Raw genomic sequence first — 11,249 nt, forward strand, 5'->3', positions numbered from 1 at the left:
GCCCCAGCCCCAGCCGCCTCCGCGGCCGATGATGATGAAGCCGTGACGGGTGACGTCCCGGAACGAGCCTCGAGCCTGGATGGCAGGCGCCTCGTAGGTAGCCTTCATGACCTGTTCCTCCGTCCGAGTTCACGTTTGGACAGTCCGAGCGCACCTCCGCGGCTCGTGACGAAGACGGGCCGGCCGACCCAGCGGGACGACGGGCGCGCCCGTCCGAATTCCATCGTGCACGGGACGGGTTCAGCGACGGTTCACTCTCGGTTCGTCACCGTCGCCACGGTCGGCGCCCGGCCGGGTCGCCCGGGCACCGGCGGCGGGTCAGCCCTCGAGGTAGGCGAGGACGGCGAGCACCCGCCGGTTGTCGTCTTCGGACGGCATCAGCCCCAGCTTGGTGAAGATGCTGTTGGTGTGCTTGCCGACGGCCTTCTCGGTGATCACCATCGCGGCACCGATCGCCGCGTTGGACCGGCCCTGCGCCATGTGCGAGAGCACCTCGCGCTCGCGCGGGCTGAGGCGGTCCAGCGGCAGGCGACGGCGGCGGCTGTCGAGCAGGCGGGCGACCACCGTGGGGTCGAGGGCCGTCCCGCCGGCGGCGACCCGCCGGACGGCGTCGACGAACTGGCCCACGTCGGAGACCCGGTCCTTCAGGAGGTAGCCGATGCCGCCCCGGCCGTCGGCGAGCAGCTCACGGGCGTAGAGCTGCTCGACGTACTGCGAGAGCACGAGCACCGGCAGCCCGGGGATGCGCTCCCGCGCCTCGAGCGCGGCGCGCAGGCCCTCGTCGGTGTGGCTCGGCGGCAGCCGGACGTCGACGACGGCGACGTCCGGGCGCAGCGTGACGAGCTCGCGCACCAGCTGCGGGGCGTTGTCGACCGCGGCGACGATCTCGAAGCCGTGCGCCTCGAGCAGCCGGATGAGCCCGTCCCGCAGCAGGGCGAGATCCTCGGCGAGCACGACCCGCAGCGGCCGCGCGGGGTCGGCGGGTTCCTCCGGCACGGACGGCACCTCCTCAGTTTCGCTCGGTCCTCAGGTCCTCAGGTCCTCTGGGTCCTCAGGTCTCCGCGCCCGGCAGGACCGGGCACGGCAGGGTGATCGTGATCCTCGTCGGTCCCCCGGACGGGCTGTGCACCGACATCCGGCCGTCGAACGCCTCGAGCCGGCGCACCACCCCGCGCAGGCCCTGGCCGAGCGCGGGATCCGCCCCGCCGAGCCCGTCGTCCGTGACGACCACGCTCAGCATCCTGCCGTCGTGCGCGAACCGCACCGCGCCGTGCGCGGCCCGGCTGTGCTTGACGACGTTGGCCAGGCATTCCGCGGTCGCGAAGTAGACGGCCGACTCGACCGCCGCCGGCAGCCCGGACGGGACGTCGCCGTCGACGCGGACCGGCAGGGACAGGTCGAGCGCGAGCGCGCGGATGCCCCCGGCGAGCCCCCGGTCGGCGAGCACCGAGGGGTGGATGCTGTGCATGACGGCCCGCAGGTCGTCGAGCGCGCCGACCGCGGACAGCCGGGCGTCGCTGAGCAGCTTCGCCGCCGCCGCCGGGTCGCTGTGCAGCAGGGCCTCGGCCATGCCGAGGTTCATCGCCAGCGAGACGATCCGCGCCTGGGCGCCGTCGTGCAGGTCCCGCTCGATCCGCTTGAGCTCGGCGGCCTGCCCGTCGAGCGCGCCGCGGCGGGTGCGGGTGAGCGCGTCGACACGCTCGGTGAGCTCACGCTCCCGCTCGGCGGGCATCAGCGCGACGATCCAGGTGTGGATGGCGAGCCCGATCGTGAGCGCGAGAATCGTCCATACCGGCCAGAAGTAGCCGCCGCCGGACAGCGCCCACACCACCACGTCGACCGGGATGGCCAGGGCAGCCACCGCCCGGGTGGCGGCGAGCCACCGGCGCCGCCCCGGCGGTATCCGCCGGACCCACCCGACGAGGATCGCGGCCCAGAACACGGTGCCGATGCCGAACCACACCCAGCGCGGCCAGAAGTAACCACCGCCGACGGCCGCCCAGATCAGCAGCACGACGGCCCCGGCCGCCAGCCCGATCACGACCGGTGGCGCCACCGGTCCCGGCACCCTGGCCGAGGCCATGGTCGAGACCTTCCCGGAACTCATGTGCTCCAGCCTCGCCGAACCGGACGGCGAACCGGGCCGGTGGGGCGGCGGCAGGCCGGATTATCGAACCGATGCCATCGGAAGGAACGCGCCGATCGCCTCGGACCGCTCATCGTGATCGGACCGCTCGTCGTGAGGAGCACACCGTGAGGAGCACATCATGAGGAACTCCATCACCGTCGCCCGGATGGTCCGTCATGTCGAGGCACGTCGGCTGCGCGGGCAGGACGACGCGGGGCGGCGGCGGCCGCGGGTGGTGGTCGTGGGCAGCGGGTACGCCGGGCTCGGGGTACTGCGCCATCTGGAGGCCCGGCTGCCGGCCGGCGCCGCCGAGCTCGTGCTCGTCTCCCCCACGGACCATCTGCTGTACACCTCGCTGCTGCCCCAGGTCGCCGCCGGCGACATCGAGCCGCGGCACCTGGCGGTGTCCGTCCGCGGTGCGCTGCGGCGGACGGTGCCGCATCTGGGCCATGCCACCGCGGTCGACGCCACGCGCCGTGAGATCACGGTCGTCGGCATGACCGGCGAGCCGTCCACGCTCGCCTGGGACAGGCTGGTGCTCGCGCCCGGCGCACTCACCCGGACATTCGACATCCCAGGACTGGCCGAGCACGGGCTCGGAATGAAGAACCTGGCCGAGGCGGTCTACCTGCGCGACCACGTCCTGCGCCAGCTCGAGTACGCCGACGCCAGCGACTCGGACGCCGAGCGGCGGGCGCGGTGCACGTTCGTCGTGGTCGGCGCCGGATACACCGGAACCGAGCTCGCCGCGCAGATGCGGCGGTTCACCGTCGAGGCGCTGGGGCAGTTCCCGCGGCTCGACGCCGCGCAGATCCGGTGGCTGCTGCTCGACCTCGCGCCCAGGGTGCTGCCCGAGCTCGACGAGCGGCTCGGCGCCGGCGCGGCGAAGGTCCTGCGCGAGCGCGGTGTGGAGGTGCGGCTGGAGACGTCCGTGACCGAGGTGCGCGCGGACGCGGTCACGCTCACCGACGGCGCCGTGATCCCGTCCCACACGCTGGTCTGGTGCGCGGGTGTGACGCCGAATCCGCTGATGAGCCGGCTCGGGACGGAGACGGTCAAGGGGCGGCTGGTCGTCGACGAGAACTTCCAGGTCCCCGGTCTGGACGGCGTGTTCGCGCTCGGTGACGCGGCGGCCGTCCCGGACGTGACGAAGGGCGGCGCTCCCGCCGGGCAGACCGCGCAGCACGCGGTACGGCAGGGCGGGGCGGCGGGGCGGAATGTCGCGGCGTCCCTCGGCTACGGCCGGATGCGCCCGTACCGCCACCGCGACCTGGGCTTCGTCGTCGACCTGGGCGGGGCGGACGCGGTCGCGAACCCGCTGGGCCTGCCGCTGTCCGGGCCGCTGGCGGCGGCGGTGACCCGCGGGTACCACCTGCTGGCGCTCAGCGCCGCGGCCAACCGCGCCTATGTGGGCGCGGACTGGCTGCTCGGCGCCGTGGCCCGGCCGCGGGTCGTGCAGCTCGGGTTCCTCCCCCCGCCGAACGCCACGATCGCGCAGGTCGAGCAGACGGAGCTCTACGGCGCGCCCTGAGCTCAGGGCGCGCGCCGTGGGCTCAGGGCTGTCGGTTATCCCCGCATTTGTGGGTACTCCCCGCTTCGCGGGGAACATCGCCGCTGTGAACATCATCCGCGCGCAGGCGGCCCGGCTCCCGTTGGCCGCCGCGATCCTGGTGCTGATCCTGGTTGGTAGTGGCTTCCTGATAGACGGGGGCCCGGCGGGGATCCGCGACGAGGACACCTCCGCGGTGGGGTGGCTGGCGGGCCACCGCACATCCTGGCTGGTGCGCGCGACCGAAGCCGCCACCTGGCTCGCCGACACCTGGACCGTGATCGCGGCGACCGCGGTGCTGGCCGCCGTCGCCGCCTGGCGGACCAGGGCCTGGTGGCTGCCCGGTGGGATCATCCTGCTGACCGCCGGCGAGACCGCCATCTACGAGATCTCCAACACCCTGGTGGCGCGCCCGCGGCCCGCGGTGGCACGGCTGGACCCCGGTGACCCGATGGCCAGCTACCCCTCCGGCCACGTCGCCGCCTCGGTCTGCCTCTACGGCGGCCTCGCCCTCCTTCTGCTCCACGTCGCCCGCCGTCACCCCCGTCACAGCCACGGCCGGGGCCACGGCGTGGCACGAGCCGGGGCGGCGGTGGCGGTCGCCGCCGCGGTCGCGGTGCCGCTGATCGTGGCCTTCTGCCGCACGTACCGGGGCATGCACCATCCCAGCGACGTCCTGGCTGGCGCGTTTCTCGGCGCCTGCTGGCTGGCGGCCGTGAACCGCACCGTCCTGGCCCGGGGGTTCGCCGTGGATGACCGGGAACGGCGGTCCGCCGGCCTGCGCCCGGTCGGCGCCGAACCGCGTCCGGCACACCCAATGTGACCGCGCCGGGATGCCGGCCGGGTCGGCGGGCCGGGCCCACACTGATCCGGGCCCCGCCGGGCCACGGATGGAGGGGGACGGGTGAGGGACGCCGACGCCGACACCCACGGAACCGGCCCCGGCCGGGCCGATTCCGCGCGGCGCGACGCCCACGGAACGGTCGTGCCGGTGGTGCCCCGCATCGACCTGTGTGGCGTCGGCAAGCACTACGGCGGCGGCGAGGCCGGGGTGACCGCACTCGAGGACGTCGACCTGCGGGTCGAGGGCAGCGCGTTCGTGGTCGTCCTCGGGCCGTCCGGGTGCGGCAAGACGACCCTGCTGAACCTGGTGGGGGCGCTGGACATCCCGACCGCTGGGACCGTCCGACTCGGCGGGGCCGATCTCACCCGGTCCTCGCAGCGGGAGCGGCGGGAGATCCGGCGGCACACGGTCAGTTTCGTGTTCCAGTCGTTCAACCTGTTCCCGGCGCTCACCGCCCGGGAGAACGTGCGGTTCGGGGCCGACGTCGCGGGCCGGCCGCGGGCCCGGGAGGTCACCGAGGAGGTCCTCGACGGCGTCGGGCTGGCGCCCCGCGGCGACCACTTCCCCCACCAGCTCTCCGGCGGGGAGCAGCAGCGGGTGGCGATCGCCCGCGCGCTCGCCACCGGCAACCCGATCCTGCTCGCGGACGAGCCGACCGGCGAGCTCGACTTCCACACCGGGGTCCAGATCCTCGTCCTGCTGGAGGCGCAGACGGCCGCCGGCCGCACCGTCGTGGTCGTCACCCACAACCGGGAGATCGCCCGCATCGCGGACCGCGTGGTCGAGCTGTCCAGCGGACGGATCGTCACCGACGGCCCGCCGCCCGGCGGCCGCGTGCCCGTCGGCGACCTGCGATGGTGAGCGGCCGATGGTGAACGGCGGCGGACGGCGCGGCGCGGTGCTCGGGGAGACACCCGGCGGTGACGGCCACGCCGCGACACCCGGCAACGGGAACAGCGGCCGTGGCGCGGCGCCCGGCAGCGGCCGGCGCGGCGCGGCATCCGGGGACGACGGCGGGCCGGTCCGGGGCGGCGCGGGGTCGGCGGGGCTGTGGCTGCGGTGGTCGTGGCGCGACCTGCGGGCGCGGCTGCTGCTGGTGGTGGCGCTCGCCGCCGTCATCGGCGAGGGAACCGGCCTGTACGCCGGCCTGACCAGCACGTCGCGGTGGCGCTACGAGTCCTACGACGCCAGCTTCGCCGGGCTGAACGTGCACGACCTGCGGATCAGCGTGGACGCGGGCGCCACGGTGCCGCGGGGGCGGCTGCGCGACGTCGTCGCGGCCCTGCCCGACCCGGCCGCCGTGGATGCGAGCGCCGAGCGCCTGATGTTCCCCACCGAGATCGAGGCGAGCCGACCAGGGCACAAGGAGGTGCTCGTCCGCGGCGAGGTCGTCGGCGTCGACCTGACCGCGCGCCCGCTCGTGGACGGGATCTCGGTCGCCGCCGGCCGCGCGCTCACCACGGCCGACCGGGGACGGCCCGTCGGCGTCCTGGACCACGGGTTCGCCCAGGCCAACGACCTGCCGGCGACGGGCACGGTACGGATCAGCGGGGACCGCGAGATCGGATACGTCGGCGAGGGGCAGTCCCCGGAGTACTTCGTGCTGCCCGGCGAGCAGCCCGGACTGATCACCCAGGCCGGCTTCGGCGTGCTCTACACCTCGCTGGAGACCGCGCAGAACCTCGCCGGCGAACCGGGAGCGGTCAACGACCTGGTCCTCACCGCGCGGCCCGGGACCGACGTCGCGGCCCTCCAGCGGCAGCTCACCGCGGCCGTCGCCGAGCGGCTCCCCGGGGTGAGCACCACGATCACCAACCGTGACGACATCGCGTCCCGGCAGATCATGTACGACTCGATCGAGAGCAACCAGGCGCTGTGGAACGCGCTCGCGCTGCTCGTCCTGGTCGGTGCCATGTTCGCTGCGTTCAACCTGGTGGGACGGGTGGTGGACGCGCAGCGCCGGGAGATCGGCATCGGCATGGCGCTCGGGGTGCCGTCCCGGATGCTGGCGTTGCGCCCGTTGCTGCTGGGGCTGCAGATCGGGATCCTCGGGGTCCTCGCGGGGCTGGCCACGGGGATGATCATCACTGCCGCGATGGGCGCGATGCTGCGCGACGTGTGGCCGCTGCCGGACTGGCGCACCGGCTTCCAGGTCGGGGTGTTCGCCCGCGCCGCGGCGGTCGGCCTGCTGCTGCCGCTGGTCGCGGCGGTCCACCCGGTGTGGCGGGCGGTGCGGGTCGAGCCGGTGCGGGCGATCCACGCGTCGGCCATCTCCGGCTCCACCCGCGCCCGCGCCCGCGGCCGCCCGCGGCGGCGGCGGCGCGGGTTCCCGCTGCCCGGGGGGAGCCTGGCCCGGATGCCGGCGCGCAACCTGGCACGCGCCCCGCGGCGGATGCTGCTCACCGCCCTGGGAATCGCCGCGGCGATCACGGCACAGGTCGTGTTCACCGGCCAGCTCGACACCTTCACCCGGACGACCGACGCCGCCGAGACCGAGCTGACGTCCACCAGCCCCGACCGGCTGCGGGTGACGCTGCCGTCGGTGCAGCCCGTCACCTCGCCCACCGTCACCGCGGTCACCGACTCACCGGCGGTCCGCGGCTCCGACGCCACGCTCGCCCTGCCCACCAGGCTGCTGGGCCCGCCCGGTTCGGCACCGCACGAACCGATCGACACCCTGACCTACATCCTGGACGTCGACAACCGCATCTGGTCACCCTCGATCACCGAGGGCAGTGCGACGGGCGGCCTGCTGCTCGCCGCCAAGGCCGCCCACGACCTGGGCGTGGGCGTCGGCGGGACGGTCCTGCTACGCCATCCGCGCCGGGCCGGCGACGGCTACCAGACGGTCGACACCCCGCTGCGCGTCGCCGGCATCCACAGCTTCCCGGTCCGCTCGGTGGCCTTCCTCGACGCCGCCGACGCCGGCTCGTTCGGCCTCGCCGGCCTGACGAACGTGCTGACCGTCCTGCCCGCGCCCGGCTACGACCAGCTCGACGCGATGCGCACGCTCGCGGCCGTCCCCGGGGTCGGCTCCGTCGTCCCGGCGACGGGGAGCATCGAGGAGATCCGTGCGCTGCTACGCACGTTCGTCGGCATCCTGCGGATTGCCGAGATCGCGGTGCTCCTGCTCGCCCTGCTGATCGCCTACAACGCGATGAGCATCGCGATGGACGAGCGTCGCCGGGAGCAGGCGACGATGCTCGCCTTCGGGCTGGCCCCGCGCCGGGTGCTGGCGCTCGCCGTCGCCGAGAGCGCGCTGATCGGCCTGCTCGGCACGGTGATCGGCCTGGTAGCCGGCTACTGGACGCTGCGCTGGACCGTCGAGGTCCTGCTCGCCGACACCCTGCCCGACCTGGGCATCCGGGCCGTGCTGTCGGTTCCCACCCTGCTGACCACACTGCTGCTGGGAGTCTTCGCGGTCGCCGTCGCCCCGCTGCTGTCCGCCCGGCGGGTACGCCGGATGGACGTCCCGTCCACCCTGCGAGTGATCGAGTAGGACGCCACTCGGCCCCCACTCCCCGGACAGCGCCCCGCGGCCCGCCGCGGAATGAGCGGAATGATCACCGGCTCCCGGCCGTCGGAACCGCCCGGTGAGTTTGAGTATTCGCGCTCAGGCCGTCCCGGGGGCTGATGGGAAGACTGGCTCTCATGCCTACCTCGCCGCCGCCGCGGACGCCGACCTCCACTCTCACGCGAGCCCTCCACGGTGGGGCCGCCATCCTTCTGATCGCGGCCGTGCCGGTCGCGGTCGTGGGACTGCTGGGACAGGACGACTACCGGGGCGTCCCGCGGTCGGAACTCGACTGCGCCGTCCGGCCGCTGGACATCCCGGCCGGGTGGATGACGACCATCGGCGTTATCGCTCTGCTCCTGGCGGCAGCCGCCGCGGCGCTCCTGCTGCACGGGGGCCGCCGCGGCGCCACCGACCGGCGCCGGTGGCAGGTGGTGTGTCCGCTCGTCGGAGTCGGCGTGATCCTCGGCTTCGGGTACCATGTCGCGACCGCCGGAGTGATCGGCGCCAACATCGGGTTCGGACTCGTCGTCTTCTTCGGCGTGCCTCTGGTGGTCGTGCTGCTGGTGCTCGCGGCGGCCCGGGAATGGGCGCTGCACGCCGGGGCCGGGCGCCGCGCCCCCTGAAGCGCCGGCCCGCGTCCTCGAACCCGATCAGGCGGGAAGCGTTCGATTCCAGAGAAGACCAAAAACGGTTCAGTCGGGAGGTGCGCCGCCTGGCAGTGTGATCTCGCAGATGAGACCGTCCGAGTCCAGTTTCAGGCGCTGGGTCGCGGTGATCGGGTGGCCGGCTATCCGGGCACCTCAGTGCCCCAGACCGGAGACCGGGAACAGCTCGGTGATTCCTTGCAGGAGTCGATGACGCCCGCTTGAAGATATGTCAGCTGATGACGGGGCCACCGGCGAAGAAGTTCACGCGCTAACTTCCGAAGGCCAAAACGGCGGACTACGGCACCGTTCTGCTGCTCATGGGATGATGGGTTCAGATCAGGCAACCCCGGCGAGCACCAGGCGCACGACCATGTCGGCGTCGTCCGCCGTCGGCGGTGCCTGCCTGCTGAGGACGCGATAAAGCAGGGAGCCGATCAGCACGCCGGCGATCGTCGGGACCGGCACCTGCGACCCGAGCTGACCCGCCGCGCGGGCACTCTCCAGGCGGTCGCGCAGGAGCTGCTCGTGGGGTCCGGTGAAGCGCTCGTAGAGGACATCGGCGACGGCGCGGTCCTCGGCCGTGGCCGCCGTGAGGGCGAGGATGAGGCTCGTGCCCACACCGGAGGCCAGATGCGTGGTCCAGGCCCGCAGCCAGGCGCGCAGATCGGTCTCGATGTCTCCCGTGTCGGGCAGGGGGACGAACGGTGGCGCCAGCCCGCCCTCGAGCACCGCATCGGCGACGACGGCGCCCTTCGACCCCCACCAGCGATAGATCGTCTGCTTTCCGACGCCGGCCTGGGCGGCGACGGCGTCGATCGTCAACCGTTCGTAACCGCGTTCGAGCAGCAGGCCGCGGGCCGCGTCGAGGATCGCCCGCCGCGAGCTCTCACTGCGCCGGCGCCCGCCCGTCATCCACGTGAGTCTAGGAGCGCGACCCGGTCGGGACTGCGAGCGTATAGTCCCTGATCCGAGACCGATCGTCTCGGAATTAGACGTTGGGAGCTTGAGGCATGCCGAACGAGGTACTGGTGGTCATCGGCACGGGCGGCATGGGTGTCGCCGTAACCCGCCGGGTCGGTACGGGCAAGACGGTACTGCTGGCCGACTACAACGAGACGGCGCTGAACGCCGTCACCGAGAACCTCCGCGACGAGGGCCAGCAGGTGACGGCCCAGGTCGTGGACGTGTCGTCCCGGGAGTCCGTGTACGCGCTCGCGCGGGCCGCCGCGGCCCTCGGCCCGGTGCGGCACGTGGTCCACACCGCGGGGCTGTCCCCCACGCAGGCGCCGGTCGACGCGATCCTGAAGGTCGACCTGCTCGGTACCGCGCTGGTGCTCGACGCGTTCGCCGAGGTCGTCACCGTGGGCGGCGCCGGCGTGGTCATCTCGAGCATGTCCGGCTACCTCGCTCCCCCGCCAGCCCGCGAGATCGAGGCTCAGCTGGCCAACACCGCCACCGAGGAGCTGCTGAACCTGCCGTTCACGGCGGTAGACGCGTTCCCGAGCGCGGGTTACGCCTACTCCTTCGCCAAGCGGGCCAACCAGCTGCGGGTGCGTTCGGCCAGCAACGCGTGGGGCGCACGAGGCGCCCGGGTCAACTCGATCAGTCCTGGCGTCATCTCGACGAAGATGGGACAGCAGGAGCTCGCGAGCGAGTCCGGCGCTGGTATGCGCGCCATGGTGGCGGCGTCCGGCACCGGCCGGCTCGGCTCGGCGGACGACATCGCCGCCGCCGTTGACTTCCTCCTGTCGGACAACGCTTCGTTCATCACCGGAATCGACCTGCTCGTCGACGGAGGCGCGGTCGCCGCCGTCTCGACGGGCCGGGTCGACCTGTTCGCCGCGAGGAGCTGAGAGGTCACCCATCCCGGTCACCACGCTCGACCCGAACGCCATGCGCATCGTCGTCGACCTGTCGAAGGGGGCGACGACTTACGAGTTCCCCCGCCTTGGACGTGACGACCGGGCAGTGGGTACCCCTGCCCGGCCCCGCCGTACTGAGGTCGGCCCTCTGCCCGACCTCAGTGGTGGCCCTGCGCGAACCGGCCGCCGCGGTTGCGGTGGCGCTCCCGTCCTGCGCCGGCGTACCGACACAGGTGTTGGACGAGACCGCTGGCACATGGACCCCGCTGCCGTCCTGGGGTACCGGTCTGGCCGGCGTGGCCGGGACAGGCGAGGATCTTCTCGTGCTCTGGAACCCCGCCGGACGGTCGACTCCCGGCGCGACGGCGAGTCTGCGGGTGCTCTCGCCGTCCTGACGGCAAACCGGCGGTCCTCCGGGGCGTCGTCGGGCGCACCCTCAGCGACGGCCGGACCGGACTGCCGCCGCGTCGCCGTGACGCCGCAGCCGTCGGGCGAGCCGTACGCCGGACTTCGCCCATTGTTCCCGCTCGATCGCAAGCACCAGCACATCATGGGCGTGCTGGTACCGGCCCGGCACCGTGGGCAGAACCCCTAGCAACCAGAACATCACCATGTGTGCCTCCGAATCGAGGTCTCGACATGAAACTTCTCGAGCGGCACCGGACGCCCCACCGCCCACCACCCGCCACCCCAGCTCTACCC

At 73.4% G+C, this 11,249-nt stretch carries 13 protein-coding genes; 8 read left to right on the forward strand and 5 right to left on the reverse strand.

Annotated features, from left to right (window positions below; translation table 11 throughout):
• The 3 genes from FMEAI12_RS04275 to FMEAI12_RS04285 all read right to left on the reverse strand — a co-directional run.
• On the reverse strand, positions 1–108 hold a 108-nt coding region (locus FMEAI12_RS04275), incomplete at its 3' end, for a lasso RiPP family leader peptide-containing protein (protein WP_146776635.1).
• A gap of 210 nt (positions 109–318) precedes the next feature.
• The gene (locus tag FMEAI12_RS04280; protein ID WP_198145655.1) at positions 319–963 is read right to left on the reverse strand and encodes a response regulator transcription factor; all 645 of its coding nucleotides are present in this window, start codon (positions 961–963) and stop codon (positions 319–321) included.
• 88 nt (positions 964–1,051) lie between these two features.
• Positions 1,052–2,083 (reverse strand): sensor histidine kinase, encoded by a 1,032-nt coding sequence (locus tag FMEAI12_RS04285; RefSeq protein WP_112105043.1) that lies wholly within the window; start codon positions 2,081–2,083, stop codon positions 1,052–1,054.
• Between FMEAI12_RS04285 and FMEAI12_RS36490 the strand changes: the two genes are divergently transcribed.
• The 6 genes from FMEAI12_RS36490 to FMEAI12_RS04310 all read left to right on the forward strand — a co-directional run bounded on the left by FMEAI12_RS36490 (position 2,082) and on the right by FMEAI12_RS04310 (position 8,661).
• Positions 2,082–2,225: a hypothetical protein gene (locus tag FMEAI12_RS36490; RefSeq protein ID WP_160144233.1), complete on the forward strand. Its 144-nt coding sequence runs from the start codon at positions 2,082–2,084 to the stop codon at positions 2,223–2,225. The genes FMEAI12_RS04285 and FMEAI12_RS36490 overlap by 2 nt on opposite strands.
• A gap of 42 nt (positions 2,226–2,267) precedes the next feature.
• Complete coding sequence (locus FMEAI12_RS04290) at positions 2,268–3,659, forward strand: NAD(P)/FAD-dependent oxidoreductase (protein WP_112105044.1); 1,392 nt, start codon at positions 2,268–2,270, stop codon at positions 3,657–3,659.
• Between the two features lie 85 nt (positions 3,660–3,744).
• Positions 3,745–4,500, forward strand: a complete 756-nt coding sequence (locus tag FMEAI12_RS04295) for a phosphatase PAP2 family protein (protein WP_112105049.1) — start codon at positions 3,745–3,747, stop codon at positions 4,498–4,500.
• An 81-nt stretch (positions 4,501–4,581) separates the two neighbouring features.
• Positions 4,582–5,382, forward strand: coding sequence for an ABC transporter ATP-binding protein (locus tag FMEAI12_RS04300; protein WP_200835183.1), 801 nt, complete (start codon positions 4,582–4,584; stop codon positions 5,380–5,382).
• Between the two features lie 7 nt (positions 5,383–5,389).
• Entirely contained in the window at positions 5,390–8,020 is a 2,631-nt protein-coding gene (locus FMEAI12_RS04305; protein WP_112105045.1) for an ABC transporter permease, read from the forward strand.
• Positions 8,021–8,274: 254 nt separating this feature from the next.
• Positions 8,275–8,661, forward strand: a complete 387-nt coding sequence (locus FMEAI12_RS04310) for a hypothetical protein (protein ID WP_235013684.1) — start codon at positions 8,275–8,277, stop codon at positions 8,659–8,661.
• 360 nt (positions 8,662–9,021) lie between these two features.
• On the opposite strand, the gene FMEAI12_RS04315 is transcribed toward FMEAI12_RS04310, so the two are convergent.
• Positions 9,022–9,597 (reverse strand): TetR/AcrR family transcriptional regulator, encoded by a 576-nt coding sequence (locus FMEAI12_RS04315; RefSeq protein WP_112105047.1) that lies wholly within the window; start codon positions 9,595–9,597, stop codon positions 9,022–9,024.
• Positions 9,598–9,695: 98 nt separating this feature from the next.
• On the opposite strand from FMEAI12_RS04315, the gene FMEAI12_RS04320 reads away from it, so the two are divergent.
• Both FMEAI12_RS04320 and FMEAI12_RS36495 read left to right on the forward strand, forming a co-directional pair.
• Complete coding sequence (locus FMEAI12_RS04320) at positions 9,696–10,538, forward strand: SDR family oxidoreductase (RefSeq protein WP_020461856.1); 843 nt, start codon at positions 9,696–9,698, stop codon at positions 10,536–10,538.
• Between the two features lie 95 nt (positions 10,539–10,633).
• Entirely contained in the window at positions 10,634–10,942 is a 309-nt protein-coding gene (locus tag FMEAI12_RS36495) for a hypothetical protein (protein WP_131627213.1), read from the forward strand.
• A 41-nt stretch (positions 10,943–10,983) separates the two neighbouring features.
• Here FMEAI12_RS36495 and FMEAI12_RS37760 read toward each other — a convergent pair.
• Positions 10,984–11,249 (reverse strand): hypothetical protein (locus FMEAI12_RS37760; RefSeq protein WP_235013685.1); only part of this gene is annotated, 266 nt, incomplete at its 5' end.

Source organism: Parafrankia sp. Ea1.12 (assembly GCF_900465275.1).
GTDB lineage: Bacteria > Actinomycetota > Actinomycetes > Frankiales > Frankiaceae > Parafrankia > Parafrankia soli.

Coding starts and splice junctions, on each gene's coding strand:
- FMEAI12_RS36490 (WP_160144233.1), top strand. CDS start 2,082: ATGGTCGAGACCTTCCCGGAACTCATGTGCTCCAGCCTCGCCGAACCG.
- FMEAI12_RS04285 (WP_112105043.1), bottom strand. CDS start 2,083: ATGGCCTCGGCCAGGGTGCCGGGACCGGTGGCGCCACCGGTCGTGATC.
- FMEAI12_RS04290 (WP_112105044.1), top strand. CDS start 2,268: ATGAGGAACTCCATCACCGTCGCCCGGATGGTCCGTCATGTCGAGGCA.
- FMEAI12_RS04305 (WP_112105045.1), top strand. CDS start 5,390: ATGGTGAACGGCGGCGGACGGCGCGGCGCGGTGCTCGGGGAGACACCC.
- FMEAI12_RS04315 (WP_112105047.1), bottom strand. CDS start 9,597: ATGACGGGCGGGCGCCGGCGCAGTGAGAGCTCGCGGCGGGCGATCCTC.
- FMEAI12_RS04320 (WP_020461856.1), top strand. CDS start 9,696: ATGCCGAACGAGGTACTGGTGGTCATCGGCACGGGCGGCATGGGTGTC.